Below are 23,147 nucleotides of genomic sequence, written 5' to 3' on the forward strand. Positions count from 1 at the left end.
ATTATTCCAACTTATAAGGAGATGTCACGAAGAGATGATGAATCAAGCGACATGGCAGCGATTAGAATACGACAAGGTGAAGGATATGCTGCTCAGTTACACCGTGTCTCCGGCGGGTAGTGCACTCGCCTCGAAGCTGAAGCCCAGCTCGGAACGCAGGCAGGTTCAAGCCTGGTTGATCGAGACGGAGGAAGCAGCGGCACTGCTTAACGCAGGAGCAAGTGTCCCGCTGTCCGCGATGGAAGGGATTGAACCGTTCCTGCAGCTGCTGGGCAAGGGGAGAATCTATGTGGAGTCGGAGCTCGATCAACTAGCTTCGTGGCTGGCGGCTGTCGCGCAGATGAGAAGGTATATGGACAGCAAGCGGGAGACCGCACCGACGATTGCCGGCTATGCCAGTGCGATGGATGACTGCCCCGAGCTGCGTGAGGAGCTGGCACGCTGCATTCGATATGGTCAGTTGACAGATGGGGCTAGTCCTAGACTAAGCTCCATCCGAAGGCATATCTATGCCGTAGAGGACAAGATTCACAAGAAGCTGGAGCACACCTTGTCGAAGTATAAGTCCGCTCTGCAAGAGCCTATCATTAGCAAGCGAAGAGGGCGATCCGTCATCGCGGTGAAGCGAGAGCTGCGCAAGCAGGTGCCGGGGACGGTATGGGATGAGTCGGCAAGCGGGCAGACCCTCTTCGTCGAGCCTGCCGATGTGGCAGAGCTGCAGCATGAGCTGCAGGAGTGGCATGCGGAGGAGGAACGAGAGCGAACGATTATTCTCTCGGAACTATCCGAACTGGCCGAGTTGCATAATGCATCGCTGCGTCTGAATCTTGAGGCGATGGCTGCCTTCGACTTCATCATGGCGCGCGGCAAGCTTGGGACTGCAATGAACGGTCGCGCAGCTGAGCTGCTGGATGTTCCAGCAGTCCGTCTAGTGGAAGCCAGGCATCCTCTGCTCGGGCCGAATGCTGTGCCGCTAACACTGGAGCTTGGCTTCGCATTCAAGCAGCTGATGATTACTGGACCGAACACCGGAGGCAAGACCGTCACGTTGAAAACAATCGGACTGCTAGCCCTCATGGTCCAGTCCGGTCTACTCATCCCGGCAGGGAGCGGGAGCGGCATCGGTCTGTTCCAGCACATTGAAGCGGATCTCGGAGATGGCCAGAGTCTAGAGCAGTCGCTTAGCACCTTCTCTTCGCATATCAGCGTGCTTAAGGAGATGCTGAAGCATGCAGGCTCACGATCCCTGCTGCTCTTGGATGAGCTGGCCGCGGGGACGGATCCCGGGGAGGGTATCGCACTCTCTATTGCAGTGCTCGAGGAGCTGTTGCACCGCGGTTCACTGACTGCGGCTACGACCCACTTCAATGAGATTAAGACATTCGCCTCCCGGACACCCGGCTGCAGCAATGCGCGGATGGCGTTCGATGCCGAGACTCTTAAGCCGGAATATCGGCTCGTGATGGGAGAGGCGGGAGACAGCCATGCGTTCGCCATTGCACGGCGTTACGGACTTCCTGAGCAGGTTATGCGGCGGGCAGAGGTGCTGCTAGTTGAGCGGACTGTAAGCGGAGGGAGCGAGGAGGCGACTAGGGGAGATGCAAGTCTTACAAGCAGTCTCGGCACCCCAAGCTATGGAAGTATTGAAGGGGGCCGGCAGCAAGAGCAGCAGAGTCTGGGTGAGAGACCTCGCACGAGGAGGAATGTTGACCATACGAAGGAAGCCAAGAAGCCGCTGGAGTCAGGAGACAACGTGTGGATCTACCCGCTGAAGCGAACAGGCATCGTCTACCGGCCTGCAGATGAGCGCGGGGAGGTCATTGTGCAAGTGGAGGGGAAGAAGCTGACCTTCAATCAGAAGCGGCTGCGACTGTATATCGCGAAGGATCAGCTCTACCCGGGGGAGAATTACGACATGGACATTGTGTTCGACACGAAGGAGAATCGCAAGGCGCGGAAGCAGCTTAGCCGCAAGCATGTGGAAGGGCTGACCATCATAACACCGCCTGACGACGGCACTAAGCTGTAGTGCTTAGCAGTTAAGCGCATATAGCAACAACTTGTCTCAATCCCTGCTCTCAATGACGAGTAGTATTCCGTCTCTCACGGAGATAGTCGCCACATCGTCCTTCATCACATTGCTGATGCCCAGCGATTGGCCGATGCGCAGCTCTGCCTCGTGGAGCGGATACATGAATCCTTCCAGTGTGACGCCCTGCACCGAAGCGGTCAAGGGAAGGAGAGAGACATTCTCATAGGGCCTGTCAGGCTCACGCACTAACGACAAGCTGGAGCTGCACAGCCGAATCCGGTTGTTCTCGTCCACGATGGAAGCTGCAGCTCCTTGCTCCAGCGCCAGCATGAGCAGATGGACGTTCGCGAGAGAGTGATCGAAGCGGGAGCCTAGTGCGCCCAGCAGCACAATCTCTCTCGCGCCTATGTCCAGCGCATGGCGGAAGGCAAGCTCCGTATCTGTATAATCCTTGTCAATCGGGTCACAGGCGAGCGTCTCCCAGCTCTCAGCTCGAATAAGGTCCAGCTCTCCTGCCGTCACCGAGTCGAAGTCTCCAATGGAGAGATGAGGCTTCAGGCCATGGTCTATTAGGAATAGTGCTCCGCTGTCAGCACCAATGATAAGATCATCGGCATTCCTCTGTTCCAGCGCCCAGCGGCCGAGCCGACCGCCGGTGTATATGAGTACTCTATCAGCAGCTAACATAATCATCGTTCCTCCTGCAATTCCGAACATTCTACCTAATAATCCTCAGTATAATCGTAATCCGCCTTATAAAACCAGTACATTCCATGCAATTCATCGACATTCGTGCGAAATTTGTCGTTGCACTGGGGGATAGAGGGGGCTAAAATGGGGAAGGACAGTACCGGATGCGTCTGCATTCGGTCTAATGATCGTGGAGCGGAGGAGTTAAGGTTGGATCTGCATGTGTTCGACGTGTTCAGTATTATCGGCACGATTGCGTTCGCAGTGAGCGGCGCGGTCGTGGCCATGGAAGAAGAGTATGATATTCTCGGCGTGTTCGTCCTCGGGCTCGTGACCGCATTCGGCGGCGGTGTGGTGCGGAATCTGCTCATTGGCATGCCAGTCACGACACTATGGAATCAGGGAGATCTGCTTAGGATCGCGATTATCGCGATGACGATCGCATTCATCCTGCCTGTATCCTGGATTCAGCGTTGGAGGAGAAGCGAAGCGTTCTTCGATGCAATCGGCTTATCCGCATTCGCCATCCAAGGAGCGCTCTATGCGACAGAGATGAAGCATCCGCTCAGCGCTGTCCTCGTGGCGGCCATGCTGACGGGCATCGGCGGAGGCATAATCCGTGACGTACTGGCAGGACGGAAGCCGCTGGTGCTGAAGGATGAGATCTATGCCGTATGGGCCATGCTCGCCGGGCTCGCCATTGGACTGAAGTGGTTCAGCTCCACGTACGAGCTGCTCGTCTTATTCGTGATCGTCATCTTGTTCCGGATGTTATCCGTCTACTTCAAGTGGAAGCTGCCTCGCCGGTCGCTGAAGCCTGCAGGTCTAACGAAGGAGGGTCAACAATAGATGCAAGCTAGTGTATTGTTCGTCTGCTTAGGCAACATCTGCCGCTCCCCCATGGCGGAGGCGGTTATGCGTCATCTCTTGAAGGAAGCGAGTCTGGACGCGCAGGTTACCGTTGATTCTGCCGGCACTGGGGACTGGCACCTGGGCCATCCGCCGCATGAAGGAACGCGCCAGGAGCTGGATGCCCACGGCATCTCTTATGAAGGCATGCGCGCAAGATTGTTCCGGGCAGAGGATGCTGCGGAGTTCTCGTACATCGTGTGCATGGATTCCAAGAATGAAGCGGATGTGAAGGAGTTAATCGGAGCTGCCTCATCGCCTCAGACGAAGGTGTTCAAGTTCATGGATCTGCTGCCGGAGCGCGGCACGCCTGATGTTCCGGATCCTTACTACACAGGCAACTTCGACTATGTGTACGAGCTGGTGAAGGAAGGCTGCGAGCGTCTGGTGGAGCGCATTCGGAGCGATTTGCAGTAGCTTTTAACACAACAGTTGTAGTAGAAAAAAGAACCTCGTCAGCCTGTCTCCTGAAGACAAGCTAACGAGGTTCTTCGCGCTCAAGCTAAGAAGTATAGAAGTGCCTCCGGGAGCTCCTTCTGCCAGAAGCCCCATTGATGCTGACCATCCTTCTCTTGATAGTAGATGTCGGCCCCCTTGCTCACTAGAATCTCTCTGGCTGCTCGGTTCAGAGCAACGAAGTCATGCACGCCGCTGTCGGTCTCATAAGCCGTCTCCTGCAGCCCAACGATCATATAGATGGATAACCAGGAGAGATCGGTCTGCGTCTGCATGATCGCTTGAGAGCTGGCATAGTAGGCTCCTGATAAGGACATGACCTGAGTGAATAACTGAGGATAGGTGAGAGCGAGATGAAGAGAGACGGTGCCGCCAAGTGAATCCCCGGCTAGCAGCCGGCTTGAGGCATCCTTGCGAACAGGGTAGTTCTCTTCAATATAGGGTACAAGCTCTTCGCCGAAGAAGCGGATGTAGCTGTCATACAACTCCCTGCCTGGCGTATATTCGGCGCTCCGAACCTTCTTGTCTACCTCTACACCGACAATAATGAACGGTTCCGCTCCCTCATCTAATATCATCTGATTCGCGGTGGTGGCAATGCGGCCGAAGTTGAAGAAGTCCTCTCCATCCTGGCAATAGACGATGGGGTAGCTGAGTACTTCGTTATAGCCTGGGGGAAGATAGACTCGCAGGTCTCTCGTTCCACTCGGGAGGTGATTGCTGGTTACTGTCTCCTTGACGATCGTTCTTTTCAGATAGCGCTGGTCTGTCATGAATGCAATTCTCCTTCTGAGCTTGAATGGAATAAGGGGCTGATGGGTAAACAATAGAAGAACAAGCTTGTCCATGCCGCCAGAGAACGGCAATAACCGTATAGGAATGGCTGTCATTGTATTATTCTGTACCACTAGTTCTACGATCCTGTTACATATACAATTCCTTAACAGAATCGGTCAAATCAACGAAAAAACAACGGTTTTTTTGGATTTTGCTTTGACCAATTTCGCAAAACAGGTTTATAATAATTCTATAACAGAGGACTACGATTTTCAAATATATTGATTGAGGTGAACGTTCACAATGAGCAAACTGCCATACGAAGTTCAGACGGAGCCGGTCACACCGCTAACCGTATTGTCACCCGATGGGGAAGTTGTTAACCCGGATCTCATGCCGGATCTGACGGACGAGCAATTGAAGGAATTAATGTACCGCATGGTATTCACCCGTACTTGGGATGAGCGCGCCGTGAACCTGGGCCGTCAAGGCCGTCTAGGCTTCTACGCTCCTGTATCCGGACAAGAAGCATCCATGGTGGGCAGCGAGTATGCACTGAACAAGGATGACTTCATCTGCCCAGGCTACCGCGATATGCCGCAGCTGGTATGGCACGGATTGCCGCTGTATCAAGCCTTCCTGTACTCCAGAGGCCATCAGCATGGCGGACAGATTCCTGAAGATGTACATGTGTTAATGCCTCAGATTATTATCGGTGCACAGATTCTTCACGCGACAGGTGCTGCTATGGCGTTCAAGAAGCGCGGCGAGAAGCGTGTTGCCATTACGTATACAGGTGACGGCGGATCCTCAGAGGGCGACTTCTACGAAGGCATGAACTTCGCAGGCGTCTACAAGCTTCCAGTTGTCTATGTGGTTCAGAATAACCGCTATGCGATTACGACGCCATATGAGAAGCAGACGGCTGCCATGTCGGTTGCACACAAGGCTGTAGCTGCAGGTATTCGCGGCATTCAGGTTGACGGAATGGACGTACTGGCTGTCTACAAGGCTGTAGCTGAAGCAGCTGAGCGCGGTCGCAACGGAGAAGGCGCTACGTTGATTGAGATGCTTACCTACCGCTTCCGTCCACACTCCATGGCGGATGACACGACGAAGTATCGGACGAAGGACGAAGAGAGCGAATGGACATTGAAGGATCCGCTTGTCCGCTTCGGCAAGTTCCTTGAGAAGAAGGGCCTCTGGTCGGAAGAAGATACGAACCGCGTGAAGGAAGAAGCGAAGGCGACGGTTAACGAGCACATTAAGAAGGCCGAAGCAACTGATAAGATGACCGTATCCGGTCTGATTGATTCCATGTTCGAGACAACGCCTAAGTATCTCGAAGAGCAAAAGGCTGATTTCCAATAAGAGGGAGGATCTATCCATCATGGCTCAAATGAATATGCTAGAAGCTATCCGCGACGCGATGCGTGTGGAATTGAAAAGAGATTCAAACGTTGTCATCTTCGGTGAGGACGTTGGTAAGGTAGGCGGCGTGTTCCGCGTAACCGAAGGCTTGCAAGGGGAGTTCGGAGAAGATCGCGTATTCGATACGCCGCTCGCGGAATCTGCTATCGGCGGCCTCGCGGTAGGGATGGGCCTGCAGGGCTTCCGTCCGATCGCTGAGATTCAATTCGTCGGCTTCATCTATGAAGCGATGGACCAGATGTTCATTCAAGCGGCGCGTATGCGTTACCGTTCAGGCGGACGTTACAACTCGCCAATCGTATTCCGTACACCATTCGGCGGCGGCGTTAAGGCAGCTGAGCTGCATACCGATTCACTTGAAGGCTTGGCTGTACAGACACCTGGTCTCAAGGTTATCATTCCTTCCAATCCATACGACGCCAAGGGCCTCATGATCTCTGCTATTCGGGATAACGATCCTGTCTTCTTCATGGAGCACTTGAACTTGTACCGTGCCTTCAAGCAAGATGTACCGGAAGGCGAGTACACGGTTGAGATCGGCAAGGCGAACGTTGTTCGCGAAGGTAAGGACGTATCGATCATCGCTTACGGCATGATGGTTCACACCGCTGTGAAGGCTGCCGAAGAGCTGGAGAAGAACGGCGTGAGCGCTGAGGTCATTGACCTTCGCACGCTGCTGCCGCTTGATATTGAGACAATTGTCAACTCGATTAAGAAGACGAACCGCGCGATCGTGGTTCAAGAAGCACAGAAGACTTCCGGCGTTGCAGCCGAAGTTATCGCTCAGATTAACGAGAATGCCATTCTACACCTCGAAGCTCCAGTGCTGCGTGTAGCTGGTCCGGATACGGTCTATCCATTCGCGCAGATTGAGGATGCTTGGCTGCCAAGCCCTGCTCGTATCGTGGAAGCAGCGAACAAAGTGATTAACTTCTAATCTATGTTAGAAGGAACTCGAGGACGAACCATACAAGGAGGTTGCGACAGTGGCGAAGTTTGAATATAAATTTCCCGAGCTAGGCGAAGGCTTGCACGAAGGCGAGATTATCAAAGTGCATATCAAGGCCGGAGACACCGTGACGGATGACGATATTATTATGGAAGTTCAGAACGACAAGGCTATCGTAGAAGTGCCTTGTCCTGTGAACGGCAAAGTGCTTGAAGTATTGGTGAAGGACGGCCAGGTCTGCCATATTGGTGAGGTTGTTGCAATCATTGATGCAGAAGGCGAGCTTCCTGAAGGCGCTGAAGCGCCAGCAGATGCAGCACCGGCACCGGCCGCTGCAACGCCTGCCCCGGCAGCAGATGCTCCTAAGCAAGAGAAGCCTGAGTTCGAGAAGGCAGCAGAGGCAACGAAGGTTGCAGAAGCGCCGAAGTCGACTGGCGGACAAGTACTGGCAACGCCTAGCGTACGCAAGTATGCTCGCGAGAAGAGCGTAGATCTGACTCAAGTAGGCGGTACAGGCAAGAACGGCCGTATTACCCGTGAGGATGTTGACGGCTTCTCCACTGGCGGCGCACAAGCGGCAGCAACACCTGCTGCTGCTGTTGATACAACGGCTGCACCAGCCCAAGATAACGCAGCTGTCGCTGCTAAGGGTGCTGGCGAGCCTAAGCCTGCTCATACGCCTGCTGGGTCGCAGTTCCGCCCAGAGGAGCGCGTACCGTTCAAGGGCATCCGCAAGATCATTGCGAACGCGATGTCCAAGTCCGTATACACCGCTCCACATGTAACCATCATGGATGAAGTGGACGTAACCGAGCTGGTAGCGCTTCGTGCGAAGTATAAGCCATATGCAGAGAAGAAGGGCTCCAAGCTGACTTATCTGCCATTCATCGTGAAGGCACTCGTTGCGGCTTGCCGCCAGTTCCCAATCATGAATGCTACGCTTGATGAAGAGAATCAAGAGATTGTTCTTCGCAAGTACTACAATATCGGGATTGCTACAGATACAGACAACGGTCTGATCGTTCCAGTTATCGAAGATGCTGACCGCAAGAATATCTTCATGGTTGCTGACTCCATTCGCGATCTAGCTGTTCGCGGCCGTGACGGCAAGCTGAGCGGCAGCGAGCTGAAGGGCAGCACGATTACGATCTCTAACATCGGCTCCGCAGGCGGTATGTTCTTCACTCCAGTGATCAACTTCCCTGAGGTAGCTATTCTTGGTACAGGACGCATCTCCGAGAAGGCGATTGTCCGCAATGGCGAGATTGTGGCCGCTCCGGTCATGGCACTGTCCTTAAGCTTCGACCATCGTCTGATCGATGGGGCAACGGCACAGAACTTTATGAACTACATCAAGCAGCTTCTGGGTCAACCAGAGCTATTCATCATGGAGGTGTAAGCAATGGTCGTAGGTGATGCTTCTCTAGATATAGATACATTGGTCATTGGTGCAGGTCCGGGCGGGTATGTGGCAGCGATTCGCGCTGCCCAGCTCGGCCAGAGCGTACTCGTAGTAGATAAGTCCAACGTCGGCGGTGTATGCTTGAACGTTGGCTGTATTCCATCCAAGGCTCTCATCTCTGCTTCCCATCAAGTGGAACAGATTGAGCATGCTTCGGCATTCGGCGTAACCGCTGAGAATGTGAAGGTAGACTGGTCCAAGGTGCAAGACTTCAAGAACGGCGTCGTGAAGAAGCTGACAGGCGGCGTAGCATCGCTCCTTAAGGCTAACAAGGTGCAGTACTTCAATGGTGAAGTGATGTTCATCAACGAGAACGAAGCACGTGTCTTCAACGAGCAAGAGGCTCCTCGCTACCGCTTCAAGAACTGTATTATTGCTACTGGCTCACGTCCGATCGAGCTGAAGCCATTCCCGTTCGGCGGACGTATTCTATCGTCCACAGAAGCGCTGTCTCTTCCTGAGATTCCGAAGAGCCTAGTCGTTATCGGCGGCGGATATATCGGCGTCGAGCTCGGCCAGATGTACAGCAAGTTCGGTACGCAAGTAACGATTATCGAAGGCGCAGACGCGATTATGCCTGGCTTCGACAAGGATATGTCCAATATCGTTGCGAAGAAGCTGAAGGCGAAGAACGTGAACATTGTTACCGGTGCTCAAGCGAAGTCTGCTTCGCAGAACGACAAGGAAGTTACCGTAACGTACACCGTTGGTGACAAGGAAGAGACCGTGAACGCGGATTACCTGCTCGTAACCGTAGGCCGTCGTCCGAACACAGACGGCGAGCTTGGTCTTGATCTAATCAACGTGAAGATGACTGACCGTGGTCTGGTTGAGGTCGACAATCAAGGCCGCACGAACATCCCGCATATCTATGCAATCGGCGATATCGTACCTGGTCCTGCGCTTGCGCACAAGGCGATGTACGAAGGCCGCGTAGCAGCTGAAGCGATCTCCGGACTTACTAGCATTGTTGATTATAAGTGTATGCCAGCTGTTGCCTTCTCCGATCCGGAATGCGCTAGCGTAGGCTACTCCGAGACTGAAGCGAAGGAGAAGGGCTACAAGGTGAAGGCGGGCAAGTTCCCATTCGCAGCTAACGGCCGTGCTCTATCCTTGAACGGAACTGAAGGCTTCGTGAAGCTGGTCTCCGACGCGGAGACAGGCCTCGTGCTCGGCGCTCAGATCGTAGGGATCGAAGCTTCGAATATGATCGCTGAGATTGGACTTGGCATTGAGATGGGCGCTACCCTTGAGGACATCGCCTTGACGATCCACGCTCACCCGACGCTTGGCGAGATTGTTCTAGACGCAGCAGAGGTTGCGCTTGGTCATCCGATTCATACGTTCGTGAAGTAAGCTTATCATCTATGACTTGGCTATAATTGTTATATAATGGAGGAGGTTGCGCGGCTGATACAGCAAGCGGACCTCCTTCGTGCTATTCCCGACTCTAGTATACTTAAGAAGGGTGATACCATGATGCCTATTCCTGCTAAGCAAGCAAGAGATTCCCGCACGGTTATGACCCAGCTTATCTTCCCGCTCGATACGAATCACCATGACACGATGTTCGGCGGCAAGGTGATGGACTACATGGACAAGGTAGCGGCCATTGCGGCGATGCGACATGCGAGAGCCGAGGTTGTCACCGCATCTACGGACAGTCTGGACTTCCTAGCTCCGATACGCATTGGCGAAGTTATTGAGGTAGAATCGTTCGTCACCTGGACGCATCGCAGCTCGATGGAGGTGTATGTGAAGGTGCAGTCCGAGAATATGATGACGGGGGAGAGGCGGACGACGGTTACGGCCTTCTTCACCTTCGTGGCCCTTGATGGGGACGGCAAGCCGACTCCTGTGCCAGGCGTCATTGCCGAGACGGAAGAGGAGCTCTATCTGCAGAGCGGTGCGCAGGAGCGATATGACTTGCGAAGGAAGCGGAAGCAGGAGCGATTGAAGCATCGCCCGAGTTCGACATAGAGCACTCAATTGTGTAAAATACGACTATCATAACGACGATGAGCTAGAGGTGACGAATGAAATCCTATCAACAACTACTGCAGGACATTCTGGACCATGGCGTCCAGAAGGAGGATCGTACTGGAACAGGCACGATCTCCGTATTCGGAAGACAGCTTCGCATGGACCTGTCCCAGGGGTTCCCTCTGCTGACGACGAAGAAGCTTCATCTCCGCTCCATCATTCATGAGCTGCTATGGTTCCTAAGCGGCAGTACGAATGTGCAATATCTGCGCGACAACAAGGTAACCATCTGGGATGAGTGGGCAGATGAAGAGGGCAATCTGGGGCGTGTCTACGGCTCGCAGTGGAGAACTTGGCAAGGACCGAACGGACAGATTACCGATCAGATTGCCGGACTCATTGAACAGATTAAGAATAACCCTGACTCTCGCAGGCATCTCGTCAGTGCTTGGAATCCCGCGGAGATTCATGAGATGGCGCTTCCGCCATGCCACTACGCGTATCAGTTCTATGTAGCTGAGGGGAAGCTGTCATGTATGTTCCAGATGCGGTCGGTCGATACGTTCCTGGGCCTGCCCTTCAATCTCGCATCCTACGCTCTGCTGACTCATATGGTTGCCCAGCAATGTGATCTGGAGGTCGGCGAGCTCATCTGGACCGGGGGAGACGTGCATATCTATCTCAATCATCTGGAGCAGGTGAAGCTGCAGCTGACTCGTGAACCGCGCGACTTGCCGCAGCTGCGCATCGCTCGCAAGCCGGACTCCATATTCGATTATAAGTTCGAGGACTTCGAGGTGGTTGGCTATGATCCCCACCCGGGCATCAAGGCTCCGATTGCAGTCTAAGTCATAGGGAAGAAGCCATTCGCTACATGCGGGTGGCTTCTTCTGCAGTTGGCTTGGACTGGAGGATTCCCTCCAGGTAGCGCTTGTTGTTAAGGATAACGGAATCAGCAGGGCGGTACGCAAGAGCTCGTTCGTTATGCTCATAAGCAAGCTCGGTCATGCCCAGTCGGTCGTAACAGACGCAGAGCTGCAGGTGGGGCAGCCAAGTCTGACAAGCTCGGTTCGTGAGCGACATTCGAGCCTTCGGATCGTCAAGCTCCGATGCAGTCTTGTACCAATGGACAGCGGTCTGGTAGCGTTCCTGCTGGAGGAACCAGTACCCGATTCGGCAGCAGAATTCTGCACGTGGAGTGTCATACTCGAAGGAACGCAGCGCGTACCTAAGCGCATCCTCATGCCGGTCAAGATGAGCGAAGCAGTCGGCAAGCTTGCCGCAGGCCGCAATACAATCCTCTACCCATCCTTGCTTAGTTGCCAGGAACTGCTCGTAGCTTGCGATTGCGCGCTCGTAATGTCCATGATCCAGCAGTTCATTCCCATAATAATACAGATCGCGAACCGAGAGAGTCTGGCCCTGCTGCAGCATGGCTTCATAGATTCGGATGTTGCGGTCTCTATCATGCTCCTCCCGCAGATGAGTAACGGCTATTCCTCCGTCGATGCTAGTTCCGCTCACCGCTAAGTATTCATGAACAGCCCCGACCCATCGGAAGCCCCGGTCAGAGCGTACGAGGCGGTTGCGCTTCAGCGACGTTGTTACCTGTCCATTCTCATCTGCAGAGAGATGATAATCCATGAGGACCGAATCCACGTGCTCACCGAGTGTGAGCTTCAGCAGAGTGAGCTTCTTCCGGTCTGCATCCAGCAGTACATCATCCGCATCCAGCCATAGAATGTGAGACATTGTCGCCTTAGAGAAGGCCTCATTCCTAGCGGCCGCGAAGTCATCTATCCATTTGAAGTGATGCACATGCTGGGTATAACGCTTGGCAATCTCAATGGTTCGATCCGTTGAACCCGTATCTACAATAATGATTTCATCAACTACACTATGAACCGAGTCCAGGCAGCGTGCCAGCACTTGCTCTTCATTTTTTACAATCATACAGAGGCTGATTGTAATCATTAAGCTCACTCCTCCGTAACGGTTTCCTTCAGATACGCTATGTTTTGATGTGCATTTTATGCTAAAATAAACGTTATTGTGTTCAAGTGTTGAGACACCCAAAATAAAGAAAAGGGGGGTAATCGTGTGGAGCTGTCAATGATTGCAGCCATGGATCGGAATCGTATGATTGGCCGTAATAATCAACTGCCGTGGCGTCTGCCTGCTGATATGGCTTTTTTCATCAGAATGACTAAGGGCAAGACTGTGGTAATGGGGCGCAAGACGTTCGAGTCGCTGAAGAAGCCGCTGAAGGATCGCACAAATGTTGTCTTGACGCGTGATGCCAGCTATGCTCCTGATGGATGTGTTGTTCTTCACTCTATAGAAGAAGTGAGAGAGCGGTTCTCCGGGGAGGGAGAGGTTGTTGTGATTGGCGGGGAGCAGATCTATACACAGTTCCTTCCCTATGCAGACAAGCTGTATCTGACTAGAATTGATGAAGCGTTCGAAGGCGGAGATGCGTACTTCCCTTCTATTGATCAAGAGCAGTGGGACCTTGCCCATAGCGAGCCCGGCATTCAGGATGAGAACAATCCCTATTCCTACCAATTCCAGACCTATATTCGCCGATAGACGCCGCGAGTGGGACGATGGGCCTTGTGACGAACGTTATGCGACATAGTGCAAATGATTGTACGGAAAATCCATTAACCGGCATCGTCAGGAATGCTAGGATGATGTAAAATGATTAGGAAACATGCAAAAGTTTGTCCTTGAATAATTAAGTGATTCCCGATATAGTTTGATAGAGAAGCCTTATAGAGGTTAACGGGAATAACGGATGGAGGAAATTGCGATCATGTCTACACCTACTGGGTTTATGGAATACCAACGCGAGTTACCGGCCGATCGCGATCCGCTGGAACGGATTAAGGACTGGGAAGAATTCCACAAGCATCTATCTGATGATCAGCTTAAGACACAAGGCGCGCGCTGCATGGATTGCGGCACCCCTTATTGCCATACAGGAATGGAACTGGCAGGCTCCGTATCCGGCTGTCCGGTCAATAACCTCATTCCAGAGTGGAATAACTTGATCTACCGCGGTCTATGGCGCGAAGCTCTAGAGCGGCTGCACAAGACGAACAACTTCCCGGAGTTCACCGGACGTGTATGTCCAGCTCCATGTGAAGGCTCTTGTACAGTTGGCCTGATTGGCGATGCGGTTACGATTAAGACAATTGAGCAAGCGATTATCGACCGCGGCTTCGATGAGGGATGGGTTGTCCCTCAGCCGCCTAAGGTTCGTACCGGTAAGCGTGTAGCTGTCGTAGGCTCTGGTCCAGCGGGCATGGCCACTGCAGCTCAGCTGAACAAGGCAGGACATACGGTAACGGTCTACGAGCGCGCTGACCGAATCGGCGGACTGCTCACCTACGGCATTCCTACGATGAAGCTGGATAAGGGTGTTGTCCAGCGCCGTGTGGATCTGATGGAAGCAGAAGGCGTCGAGTTCATCACGAATACGGAGATCGGCAAGGATGTAACTGCACAGCAGCTCGTAGAAGACTTCGATGCGGTCGTATTATGCGGCGGTTCGACGAAGGCTCGCGAGGTAGAGATTGAGGGCCGTGAGCTGAATGGCATTCACCTCGCGATGGATTATCTGAACGGAACGATCAAGAGCTATCTGGATTCAGGCTTGGCAGACGGTAACTACATCTCTGCGAAGGACAAGGATGTTATCGTGATTGGCGGCGGCGATACGGGTACGGACTGTGTAGCTACAGCGCTTCGCCATGGCTGCAAGTCGGTGACTCAGTTCGGTACAGTGGGCAAGGCTCCGCTCGTGCGTGATGCCGTGAACAATCCTTGGCCGCAATTCCCGAACGTGTACACGCTGGATTATGCACAGGAAGAAGCGAAGGCACTGTTCGGTGCAGATCCTCGCGCATTCTCCGTACTGACGAAGAAGTTCGTAGGCGACGAGCATGGCAATGTGAAGGAGCTTCATACGGTACAGATTGAGCGTATCGTGGACCCGGAGACAGGCCGCAAGATCTACAAGGAGATTCCAGGCACGGAGAAGGTATGGCCGGCGGATCTCGTTATGATAGCGGTGGGCTTCGAAGGACCGGAGAATACCATTATTAACCAGCTGGGACTTGACCAAGACCGCCGGACGAATGTGAAGGCGGATTACGGCAAGTACACGACGAATGTCGACAAGGTGTTCGCTGCTGGAGATATGAGACGCGGACAGAGTCTCGTCGTATGGGCAATTAATGAAGGACGCGAGGCTGCTCGCGAAGTGGACAAATATCTGATGGGCTCAACGATGCTGCCTTAAGGGCATGCGGGAGAGCGTATCATCGAGGGAGGAGCGCCTGCGGGCGCTTTTTTCCATGATTAGGCTAGATAGGGTTGAAGGATGAGCAAGGGAGGATATGATTAACATGATTAAGTATGGATTAGATCGCATGACAGAGCTAAGGTTCGAACAATTCTACCCAAGGCTGGAGCTTAGAGATGGGCAATGGGTAGATATGGAGCTAGCCTTCCAGTTGTCTGAGGGGACACCTGCGCCTGATGACTTGATAGACCTCACTGCACTCGTCATCTGCACGACAGATGGGGTCATCGCTCAGATCGTTCCTCAGGATGAAGGAACCGACTGCGAGTATCAGTTCACCGTGTCAGAGAAGGAACAGATTACGGCTTACGTGAATTCAGAGGAAGTGCAGCTGCTCATCTCGAAATTGTAATGACCAAGGGAAGGAAACATGTGGTAAAATCGGACTGAGATGACCTAAGGGAGAGAAGTCGTCATGGGGACCGAGGGAGCCGCGATTCTATCACCGACGGACGTTCGGAAGATTAGAAGCTACGTCCAATACAAGTATGGGGACAGGCCGCACAACCAACGAGCCGAGATTATTGCAGATGCGATTAATAGAATTATAGATAGGCAGCTGCCTGTGTTCGATGAAGCCAGCAGACGTACGGTCGCTGCTGAGCTGATTCGGATGGCGGTCATACGGGACCAGCGTTCGGTAGGTACGGAGGATATCTTCAACACCTGCTTGCAAGTGCTGGACTATGCGAGCCCTGAGGTGTACGAGCCTCTGCATAGTTGGGTCGAGCAGCGAATGAAGGTGACGCTGAGCTCTCCACAGTTCGTACGGGTATTAACGGAAGTCGGATCATCGTCTGAGGCCAGCCGATGGTTGGCCCTGAAGCAGAGGCTGTGCGAGGAGAAGGTTCGTGAACTGCCGCTGGCTGTCGTGATGACTCCTCAAGTACCACATGTGAGAACCCCGGAGCTGGGCCGCAGCGTGAAGGCAAGGACGGCCATCTATGCCGCTCTATGCCTATTGTTGGTTGGTGCATCGCTGCTCTATGGGTGGTCGCTGTCACTGCCTTCAAGCAGTGTGATGCAGCCTCCGGCTGTGCTGCATCCAGCCGTTCCTGAAGCTGCTGTGCCGGCGGATGGTCTTCCTGCAGAGCTGTTGTATCAGGCTGTAGACAAGGAGAAGCTCGTTCAATATCTGAAGGGCAAGTCTTCGCTGCTGGCGGAGCAGCCTTATCTGGATGCTATCATTGGACAAGCGGAGAAGTTCAACATTCATCCTCTGCTGCTGTTCGCCATTACCGGCCAGGAGCAAGGCTTCGTGCCGAAGCATAACAAGAATGCGAAGAAGATTGCGAATAATCCGTTCAACGTGTTCCATTCGTGGCAGGAGTACAATACGACGATTCAGAAGTCGGCAGAGATTGCTTCCCGAACGATCGTGAACTTAAGCAAGGGCAAGCCTAAGCATGTCGATGCCTTGACGTGGATTAACCGGAAGTACGCGGAGGATCCTAATTGGTCGAATGGGGTGAGGCAGATTCTAGCTGCCATGCAGCGTCAGATAGAGACGCCAGCCGAGAGATAGAGAGGCGAGAGAACGATTGAAGACGTTAATTATTGCAGAGAAGCCGGATATGGGTCGGACGATTGCTGCGGTGCTGGAGCCGAAGGCAGCGAATAAGCGGACGCACTTGGAAGGCGAACAGTATATTATTACATGGGCGATCGGACATCTCGTCTCGTTGGCAGAGCCGGATCAATACGATGCCCGTTACAAAAAATGGAACGCAAACGACCTGCCCATCATTCCGGATGCGTTCAAGCTATGGCCGAATCCGCGGACGAAGGATCAGCTGAAGGTCATTGGCGACCTGGCGAAGCGCTGCGGTCGATTGGTCAATGCTTGCGATGCCGGGCGGGAGGGCCAGCTGATTTTTCACCTGATTCGGGATTACTTGAAGCTGTCGCAGCCGACAGATCGGCTATGGATCTCTGACCTTACCCCCGAGACGATCCGCAAGGGCTTCTCCCTGCTGAAGAGCGATGAGGATTATGCGCCTCTAACGCGCGCAGCTAGAGCAAGGAGTCAAGCGGATTGGTTGATCGGTATGAACGCTTCACGTGCCTTCACCATCCGCCATCGTGCCTTGTTGTCAGTCGGACGTGTGCAGACTCCGGTGCTTGCGCTGCTCTATGACCGGCATATGGAGATGACGGCGTTCCAGTCGGAGACGTTCTTCGTCGTGCGCGCCTCCTTCGAACAAGGGGACTTCGTCTACCAAGGCGTGTGGCAAGGAGATCGGTTAACGGACAAGACTAAGGCAGAGGCTCTGGCGGCTAAGGTGAGCGGGAAGCCTGGCGAGATTAGCGAGTATACGGTGAACGAGTCGAAGGAATATCCTTATCGGCTGTACGACTTGACGCTGCTGCAGCGGGAAGCGAACGGCAGGTATGGGTATTCGGCGAAGAAGACGCTTGATATTGCGCAAGCCTTGTACGAGAAGCATAAGGTTATCACCTATCCTCGTACGAACTCCAATTATGTGACGGAAGAGAATCTGCCGGTCATGGGCAAGGTGCTGACGATGCTCCAAGGGACGGCTTACAGCGAGCTGGCTAATTACGCGGATCGGAGCCGGGTGCATAAGGGGAACAAGGCGGTGTGCAACCCATCCAAGGTTGAGGATCACCACGCGATTCTGCCTACGCCGAAGAAGGCTTCGGGGCTTAGCTCAGAGGAGCAGAATGTGTATGATATGATCGTTCGGCGGTTCCTCTCTCATTACTATCCTCCTGCTGTCTACAAGAATCATACGGTGTTGACGGTCGTAGAGGAAGAGATCTTCCGGACGAAGGCGAAGGAGCAGCTGGATCCGGGCTGGAAGGTTGTTCAGCAGCAGCAGGATCAAGGTGGCGGGAGCTCGCGGGGGAAGTCGAAGAAGAAGGGAAGCGAGGATGGCGACGGTTCTGAGGAAGAGGAGCTGCTCACCGACCGCCCCTTCAGCATCGATGCTGATGTTTCTGTACATTGCCGCGGGGCTGAAGCCGCAGAGAAAGCGACACAGCCGCCGAAGTCTTATACGGAAGGTACCTTGCTGAAGGCGATGGAGAGTGCAGGCAAGTCCATGGAGGACGATGAGCTGCGCGAAGCGATGAAGGATACTGGTCTTGGTACCCCAGCTACGAGAGCGGCGACGATAGAGCGGCTCAAGCAGGTTGGCTATATGACGCTCGCAGGCAAGAAGCTGGAGATTACTTCGAAGGGGATTGCAGCGATTCAGCTTATCCGCGGAGCAGGTGTGGAGCTGCTCGCCTCCCCGGAGATGACAGGACGCTGGGAGCAGCGGCTCTACCAGATCTCGAGAGGCGATGCTTCGGACGGCCGCTTCATGGAGCAGGTGAAGCAATTCGCTGCGTTCATCGTCGACAAGGTTCAGCAGCAGCAGCAGGCTGCACCCGGCACATTCGACGAGCCGGACAAGCCAGCTGGCCGCGGAGGGAAGAGCTCCGCGAGAGGAGCTGGAGCAGGGAGAGGTTCGAAGGGATCTACGACGGGAGCGGGTAAGACTCGCGGTGCTCGGAGTGGAACGAGCAATGGAGCTGATGAAGGCCCTGCTCCGGGCAAGACGAAGGGAGCGTCCGCTCGCGGTGCTCGAGGGATTACGGGCAGCGGGGGTGCTCCTGCTGGTCAACAGAGTGCGAGTCAAGGGACTGCTCGCGAGACAGCAGCTAGTCAATCACAGACATCAGGGGCTATCGCCGCGACTACTCCTGACAAGCCTCAGCGAAGCTTCGCCGAGCCAATAGCGAGTTGCCCGCGCACCGGCTGTCATGGACGTATCATTGAGGGCAAGCGAGGATTCGGCTGCTCTGCCTACCGAGAAGGCTGCACCTTCGTCGTATGGAAGGAATATCAGGGCAAGACGGTTACCTTGACGATGATGAAGTCCTTAGTGGAGAAGGGGGCGACCAGCTTGTTGACCTTCAAGGACCTCGGGAATGGCTCGCCAGGCAAAGGACGCTTAGTGCTCATTGACCGTAACAAGGGTACACTTCAGATTCGACCTGAGTGAGGTTGACAGAGAATACGTAGAAGGCTGACCGAACTTGGTCAGCCTTCTTTGCTGTGTGGACTTATCCATATATAAGAACAGTACCGCAGAGTGGTGAAAATACATTTATAGATTAAATTAATTGATTTAACGCGAAAAGGGCTAATGGCTCTTGGCCACTAGGTAGTTGGTTGGAAATTACCTAAATATTGGATGAGAGTGCTATACTGAAAAATAGAATAGAAACTTTTCGTCGATGTAACTAAGGAGGGGAACCTATTCCTATGGATATAGCCGTCAAGCTGCAGCAAAAATTCAAAGACCGGAATACAAAGAATAAGCTGAGAGTCTACCAAGGCAGATTGGAGCTCATTAAAAAACGAAATCTGAGTACATGGAAGGATGAGCAGATTCAAGCGGAATCCCTCCGGTTGCAGAAGGAGGCGAAATCGGGTACACCTCTCACTGAGCTGCTTGTCGATGCGTATGCGTTAGTCTGCGAGTCAGCAAAAAGAAAGCTCGGATTACAGCCTTACGATGTTCAGATTCTAGCTGCTATTGCTCTTCATGAGAGATTTATAATCGAGCAGCAGACGGGTGAAGGTAAAACACTCTCTGCAGTTATGCCTGCTTATCTAAATGCACTGACTGGTGAAGGCGTTCATATCTTAACTTTTAACGATTATTTGGCAAATCGAGATGCGGATTGGATGGGACCGATCTATCGTTTCCTTGGATTGTCAGTAAGCTCGGTTCAAGCGGGTATGAGCTTGTTCGAGAAACGGGAAGCGTACGCCAAAGATATAACTTATGTAACAGCTAAAGAGGCGGGGTTCGATTATTTGCGCGACACGATTGTACTAGATGTAGACGATACCGTTCATCGTCCATTACACTACGTCATCGTTGATGAAGCGGATTCACTGCTTCTTGATGAAGCACGGGTGCCGCTAGTCATCACTGGCGAGTCAGGGTCTTCGAACGATGATCGCTTACATTACGCAGAAGTGGTTAAGCAGCTTAAGCATACGGAGCATTACGACTTCGATGAGTTCCAGCGGAATGTGTACTTGAATGAAGATGGCGCAGCACGAGTGGAGGCACTACTGGGATGCGGCAATCTTTACAGCAGCCATAACAGTCAGCTTTTAACGTCATTGAATTGTGCGCTCTATGTGGAATCTTTGTTAAAAAAAGACGTTGATTATATCGTCCGAGACGGAAAAATCGAGTTGATTGAAGAATATACTGGACGTGTGGCGGAGAACAGGTATTTGCCAGACGGCTTGCAATCTGCGCTTGCGGCTAAAGAAGGACTGCAATACAACGCCGGCGGGAAGATTCTCGGGATGATAACCCTTCAACACTTCATAAGTCTGTATCCGAATATTTGCGGAATGACGGCTACCGCGAATGCTTCCGCAATTGAATTCGAAGATATATATGGCCTGCAGGTCTTGCAAATTCCACCTAACCGGTCAAACAAACGGATTGACCATCTTCACCGGATATATACTCATAAGGGAGCCAAGCTTAAGGCACTCGTGCATGAAATCACATCCGTCCATGCTACGGGACGTCCTATACTCATCGGTACTTCATGTATCGAGGAGTCGATTATGCTGGCGGATGCGCTAGCCATTGCCCATGTACCTTGCCATGTACTTAATGCGAAAAATGACTCAGAGGAAGCAGAAATAATCGCGAAAGCGGGAGAAGTCGATGCCGTTACGGTGTCTACGAATATGGCGGGACGCGGCGTCGACATTCGTCTTGGCGGGAGCAACCCTGCACAGGCAGAAGCAGTCAACAAGCTGGGCGGTCTGTATGTAATTGGTACACATGTAAACCAAAGCTTGCGAATTGATGATCAGCTGCGTGGGCGGTCTGGCCGACAAGGTGACCCGGGAGCTTCCGTATTCTTCGTAAGCTTAGAGGATGAGCTGATGCTTCGGTTCGGCATCAATCAAGCTATTCGTGTTCCTAGACAAGATGAGGCTCTCGAACAGCCGTTGCTCCGCAGCAAAATCGCACATATTCAGCGTGTTGTGATGGGCCAAAACTTCCAAATCCGCAAGGAGCTGAACCGTTACTCGGATATGGTGGAGGATCAGAGGCGTATATTATACGCAGAGAGACTCAGAATTTTGACAGGCGAGATACCGTTAAGCCCTTCAGAGCAGCGAGTCCGTCTCTATTATATCGATGAGCTCTGGGCTGACCATCTTGCATACGTTTCTTATATTCGCGAAGGCATCCACTTAGAGAGCCTCGTCAGCGGCAATCCGATCGACGAATTCCATACACGAATCACCGAAGCCTACGAGCAAATTCCAGCTAATATTATTAGTGAGTCGACGAATATGCTCGTAAGGCTAGAAGGCTCGAATGATCCAGCGAAGTGGGAGGAGTTCGGGTTGAAGAGCCCCGCTTCCACTCAGACCTATATCATCAACGATCAATATATTCAGAATACACGCAGCTCATGGTCAGCAATGACGGTATTTGCTTTTGGTATTCGTAGTCTGTTGAGGCCAATATTAAGATTGTCCAAATTCTAGTGGTCATTACACAAAGCTCTCTACAGAGTTGGATCTAATAAAAGACCTCCTGAAACCTAGAATAGAAGGTTGCAGGAGGTCTATACTTCTTGTTCATTCTCTAAATTACCCTGCCATGTCCTCTCCTCCTAACGAAGGGACACATAACCATGAATCGTATCCGGGACTTCGATTAGTCGGTTCAGGGTGAAGAAGGCGCCCTTGGGCTCGACTTCGATCTGAATAATATTGTAGAGCCATTCGGTCTCGGCCTTCATATGAATGGCGTTAATGCCAGCGGTTAATGCGGGAACGACATCGGTGCGGATGGAGTTGCCAATCATCCACGTCTGGCCGCGGTCGAACAGTCCTTCCGCTAATATATGCTCTAGCGCTTCGCTATTCTTGTGCTGTCTAATGTAGACACGCGACTGGAAGTAGCGCTCCAGCTGAGCATGCTCAATCTTCCTCTTCTGAATTAGAATCTCGCCGCCTGTGTACAGATGCAGCTCATGTCCGCGCTCCGCTAAGCGGTCAAGCGTAGCCTGCATGTCCGGATAGGGCTCCGTCTCATGATCGTATACGCTCAGGCCCAGCTTCCAGGCGAAGTCAATCTCGACAGGGGAGCGAGGCCGGCCTAGCAGCGCCGAGAAGTATTCGTACGTATCAACGAATGACTGGGGGAAGTGCTCGCTCTTGAAGCCAAGAATGGCAACGCCGGCAATATCAATCTCCGTCTGCTTGTCGCGAACGGCGGCTGGGGTTACTTCCGGGTAACCAGCGAACCAAGTAGTCATCGACTCCACGAACTGTTCAATGACGAGGTAGAAATATTTATTACAATGAATGAGGGTATCATCCAAGTCGAATAGGATATGCTGCTTCATACAGGGATCGGCTCCTTCAGGCGACAAGTTACATGTGAAGTTAGTGTAGTGTATGATCAATCTACCGCAATTGCCCCCGCTCCGTCAAATGACCCGCTCTCCCTGTCTAGCACGTGACACATAATTCCAAGCTGTGTATCGCATAATGAGATGGGAGGTGACGAAGCTATGCCATTCCATTCCAGCAGCAAAACCGAAAATCGCCAAAACCATTCCAGATTCAAAGAAGAGTCCATCACTCTTCGAATGAGTAAATACGCGAAGCGGCCGCCAAGCTTGAACGGCATTAACAAACAGCTCCCGTAACACTCTGAAAGCGTAAGATCGAAGACGATGCAGCTCCATAATAGCTGTCACGAGAGTATCGTCAGGAGAGCAACCGCTAAGCAGCACAACGAGGGAGAGCCTAATCGCTCTCCCTCGTTCCTGTCATTATCTATCGTTAGGCATACTTCAGCTTGGATACGGTAAGTTGATTCTTAATGAAGTCAATTCGGCGTCGTACATAGAAATCCATACTGTCGCCCTTGCTCAGATCCTTCGGCGAGATCACCTCCTCTGCTCCATTATCGATAATTGTCAGCTTGCCGTCGGAATAGAACTTGAAGGTTAAGTCCCGGTAAGGTCGGTGCTTCTCAATGTAGCGAAAATTCTCACAGTTTTTCATGGT

The 23,147-nt window shown here is 52.8% G+C and carries 20 protein-coding genes; 15 read left to right on the top strand and 5 right to left on the bottom strand.

From position 1 onward, the window contains the following. Positions 1 to 34: 34 nt before the first annotated feature. Positions 35 to 2,029, top strand: coding sequence for an endonuclease MutS2 (locus ACFO9Q_RS13020; protein WP_379182586.1), 1,995 nt, complete (start codon positions 35 to 37; stop codon positions 2,027 to 2,029). A 36-nt stretch (positions 2,030 to 2,065) separates the two neighbouring features. Here the strand turns inward: ACFO9Q_RS13020 and ACFO9Q_RS13025 are convergent, their stop codons facing one another. Continuing rightward, positions 2,066 to 2,719, bottom strand: a complete 654-nt coding sequence (locus ACFO9Q_RS13025; protein ID WP_379182588.1) for a thiamine diphosphokinase — start codon at positions 2,717 to 2,719, stop codon at positions 2,066 to 2,068. A 219-nt stretch (positions 2,720 to 2,938) separates the two neighbouring features. Here ACFO9Q_RS13025 and ACFO9Q_RS13030 point away from each other — a divergent pair, with 219 nt between their 5' ends. Together ACFO9Q_RS13030 and ACFO9Q_RS13035 are read left to right on the top strand one after the other, a co-directional pair. Then, positions 2,939 to 3,571 carry a trimeric intracellular cation channel family protein gene (locus ACFO9Q_RS13030; protein WP_379182773.1) on the top strand — a complete coding sequence of 211 codons (633 nt, stop codon included), beginning with the start codon at positions 2,939 to 2,941 and terminating at the stop codon, positions 3,569 to 3,571. Then, positions 3,572 to 4,048, top strand: coding sequence for a low molecular weight protein-tyrosine-phosphatase (locus ACFO9Q_RS13035; protein WP_379182591.1), 477 nt, complete (start codon positions 3,572 to 3,574; stop codon positions 4,046 to 4,048). Positions 4,049 to 4,128: 80 nt separating this feature from the next. Here the strand turns inward: ACFO9Q_RS13035 and ACFO9Q_RS13040 are convergent, their stop codons facing one another. Next, the gene (locus ACFO9Q_RS13040; protein ID WP_379182593.1) at positions 4,129 to 4,860 is read right to left on the bottom strand and encodes an alpha/beta hydrolase; all 732 of its coding nucleotides are present in this window, start codon (positions 4,858 to 4,860) and stop codon (positions 4,129 to 4,131) included. A 307-nt stretch (positions 4,861 to 5,167) separates the two neighbouring features. Here ACFO9Q_RS13040 and pdhA point away from each other — a divergent pair, with 307 nt between their 5' ends. From pdhA to thyA, 6 genes are all read left to right on the top strand, one after another. Then, complete coding sequence (gene pdhA, locus ACFO9Q_RS13045; protein ID WP_379182595.1) at positions 5,168 to 6,235, top strand: pyruvate dehydrogenase (acetyl-transferring) E1 component subunit alpha; 1,068 nt, start codon at positions 5,168 to 5,170, stop codon at positions 6,233 to 6,235. A gap of 19 nt (positions 6,236 to 6,254) precedes the next feature. Then, positions 6,255 to 7,232 (top strand): alpha-ketoacid dehydrogenase subunit beta, encoded by a 978-nt coding sequence (locus tag ACFO9Q_RS13050; protein WP_379182597.1) that lies wholly within the window; start codon positions 6,255 to 6,257, stop codon positions 7,230 to 7,232. Between the two features lie 49 nt (positions 7,233 to 7,281). Continuing rightward, a complete protein-coding gene (locus ACFO9Q_RS13055; protein ID WP_379182599.1) occupies positions 7,282 to 8,643 on the top strand; it encodes a dihydrolipoamide acetyltransferase family protein in 1,362 nt (453 codons plus the stop codon). A gap of 3 nt (positions 8,644 to 8,646) precedes the next feature. Further along, on the top strand, positions 8,647 to 10,062 hold the full coding sequence (gene lpdA, locus ACFO9Q_RS13060; RefSeq protein WP_379182601.1) for a dihydrolipoyl dehydrogenase: 1,416 nt from the start codon (positions 8,647 to 8,649) through the stop codon (positions 10,060 to 10,062). A 123-nt stretch (positions 10,063 to 10,185) separates the two neighbouring features. After that, positions 10,186 to 10,686, top strand: a complete 501-nt coding sequence (locus tag ACFO9Q_RS13065) for an acyl-CoA thioesterase (protein ID WP_379182775.1) — start codon at positions 10,186 to 10,188, stop codon at positions 10,684 to 10,686. Positions 10,687 to 10,742: 56 nt separating this feature from the next. Beyond that, entirely contained in the window at positions 10,743 to 11,537 is a 795-nt protein-coding gene (thyA, locus tag ACFO9Q_RS13070) for a thymidylate synthase (RefSeq protein ID WP_379182603.1), read from the top strand. A gap of 22 nt (positions 11,538 to 11,559) precedes the next feature. Here thyA and ACFO9Q_RS13075 read toward each other — a convergent pair whose 3' ends face one another. After that, entirely contained in the window at positions 11,560 to 12,663 is a 1,104-nt protein-coding gene (locus tag ACFO9Q_RS13075) for a glycosyltransferase (RefSeq protein ID WP_379182605.1), read from the bottom strand. A 126-nt stretch (positions 12,664 to 12,789) separates the two neighbouring features. On the opposite strand from ACFO9Q_RS13075, the gene ACFO9Q_RS13080 reads away from it, so the two are divergent. The 6 genes from ACFO9Q_RS13080 (at position 12,790) to ACFO9Q_RS13105 (ending at position 21,611) form a co-directional block, all read left to right on the top strand. Further along, on the top strand, positions 12,790 to 13,278 hold the full coding sequence (locus ACFO9Q_RS13080) for a dihydrofolate reductase (RefSeq protein ID WP_379182607.1): 489 nt from the start codon (positions 12,790 to 12,792) through the stop codon (positions 13,276 to 13,278). 226 nt (positions 13,279 to 13,504) lie between these two features. Continuing rightward, on the top strand, positions 13,505 to 14,995 hold the full coding sequence (locus ACFO9Q_RS13085; RefSeq protein ID WP_379182609.1) for a glutamate synthase subunit beta: 1,491 nt from the start codon (positions 13,505 to 13,507) through the stop codon (positions 14,993 to 14,995). A gap of 106 nt (positions 14,996 to 15,101) precedes the next feature. Further along, entirely contained in the window at positions 15,102 to 15,410 is a 309-nt protein-coding gene (locus ACFO9Q_RS13090) for a hypothetical protein (protein ID WP_379182611.1), read from the top strand. A gap of 63 nt (positions 15,411 to 15,473) precedes the next feature. Then, a complete protein-coding gene (locus tag ACFO9Q_RS13095; RefSeq protein ID WP_379182613.1) occupies positions 15,474 to 16,583 on the top strand; it encodes a hypothetical protein in 1,110 nt (369 codons plus the stop codon). Positions 16,584 to 16,599: 16 nt separating this feature from the next. Then, positions 16,600 to 19,071, top strand: a complete 2,472-nt coding sequence (locus ACFO9Q_RS13100) for a DNA topoisomerase 3 (protein WP_379182615.1) — start codon at positions 16,600 to 16,602, stop codon at positions 19,069 to 19,071. A gap of 263 nt (positions 19,072 to 19,334) precedes the next feature. After that, a complete protein-coding gene (locus ACFO9Q_RS13105) occupies positions 19,335 to 21,611 on the top strand; it encodes a DEAD/DEAH box helicase (RefSeq protein ID WP_379182617.1) in 2,277 nt (758 codons plus the stop codon). A gap of 128 nt (positions 21,612 to 21,739) precedes the next feature. On the opposite strand, the gene ACFO9Q_RS13110 is transcribed toward ACFO9Q_RS13105, so the two are convergent. Next, positions 21,740 to 22,477, bottom strand: coding sequence for an HAD family hydrolase (locus tag ACFO9Q_RS13110; RefSeq protein WP_379182619.1), 738 nt, complete (start codon positions 22,475 to 22,477; stop codon positions 21,740 to 21,742). A gap of 442 nt (positions 22,478 to 22,919) precedes the next feature. Next, entirely contained in the window at positions 22,920 to 23,144 is a 225-nt protein-coding gene (locus ACFO9Q_RS13115; RefSeq protein ID WP_379182621.1) for a hypothetical protein, read from the bottom strand. Between the last annotated feature and the right edge of the window lie 3 nt (positions 23,145 to 23,147).

Origin of the sequence: Paenibacillus sp. GCM10023252 (genome assembly GCF_042653305.1) — a bacterium.
GTDB lineage: Bacteria > Bacillota > Bacilli > Paenibacillales > Paenibacillaceae > Pristimantibacillus.

Excerpts from the sequence above, each read along its gene's own strand:
- ACFO9Q_RS13020 (WP_379182586.1), top strand. The coding sequence starts at position 35 with ATGATGAATCAAGCGACATGGCAGCGATTAGAATACGACAAGGTGAAG.
- ACFO9Q_RS13025 (WP_379182588.1), bottom strand. The coding sequence starts at position 2,719 with ATGTTAGCTGCTGATAGAGTACTCATATACACCGGCGGTCGGCTCGGC.
- ACFO9Q_RS13035 (WP_379182591.1), top strand. The coding sequence starts at position 3,572 with ATGCAAGCTAGTGTATTGTTCGTCTGCTTAGGCAACATCTGCCGCTCC.
- ACFO9Q_RS13040 (WP_379182593.1), bottom strand. The coding sequence starts at position 4,860 with ATGACAGACCAGCGCTATCTGAAAAGAACGATCGTCAAGGAGACAGTA.
- pdhA (WP_379182595.1), top strand. The coding sequence starts at position 5,168 with ATGAGCAAACTGCCATACGAAGTTCAGACGGAGCCGGTCACACCGCTA.
- ACFO9Q_RS13050 (WP_379182597.1), top strand. The coding sequence starts at position 6,255 with ATGGCTCAAATGAATATGCTAGAAGCTATCCGCGACGCGATGCGTGTG.
- lpdA (WP_379182601.1), top strand. The coding sequence starts at position 8,647 with ATGGTCGTAGGTGATGCTTCTCTAGATATAGATACATTGGTCATTGGT.
- ACFO9Q_RS13065 (WP_379182775.1), top strand. The coding sequence starts at position 10,186 with ATGCCTATTCCTGCTAAGCAAGCAAGAGATTCCCGCACGGTTATGACC.
- thyA (WP_379182603.1), top strand. The coding sequence starts at position 10,743 with ATGAAATCCTATCAACAACTACTGCAGGACATTCTGGACCATGGCGTC.
- ACFO9Q_RS13075 (WP_379182605.1), bottom strand. The coding sequence starts at position 12,663 with ATGATTACAATCAGCCTCTGTATGATTGTAAAAAATGAAGAGCAAGTG.
- ACFO9Q_RS13085 (WP_379182609.1), top strand. The coding sequence starts at position 13,505 with ATGTCTACACCTACTGGGTTTATGGAATACCAACGCGAGTTACCGGCC.
- ACFO9Q_RS13090 (WP_379182611.1), top strand. The coding sequence starts at position 15,102 with ATGATTAAGTATGGATTAGATCGCATGACAGAGCTAAGGTTCGAACAA.
- ACFO9Q_RS13095 (WP_379182613.1), top strand. The coding sequence starts at position 15,474 with ATGGGGACCGAGGGAGCCGCGATTCTATCACCGACGGACGTTCGGAAG.
- ACFO9Q_RS13105 (WP_379182617.1), top strand. The coding sequence starts at position 19,335 with ATGGATATAGCCGTCAAGCTGCAGCAAAAATTCAAAGACCGGAATACA.
- ACFO9Q_RS13110 (WP_379182619.1), bottom strand. The coding sequence starts at position 22,477 with ATGAAGCAGCATATCCTATTCGACTTGGATGATACCCTCATTCATTGT.
- ACFO9Q_RS13115 (WP_379182621.1), bottom strand. The coding sequence starts at position 23,144 with ATGAAAAACTGTGAGAATTTTCGCTACATTGAGAAGCACCGACCTTAC.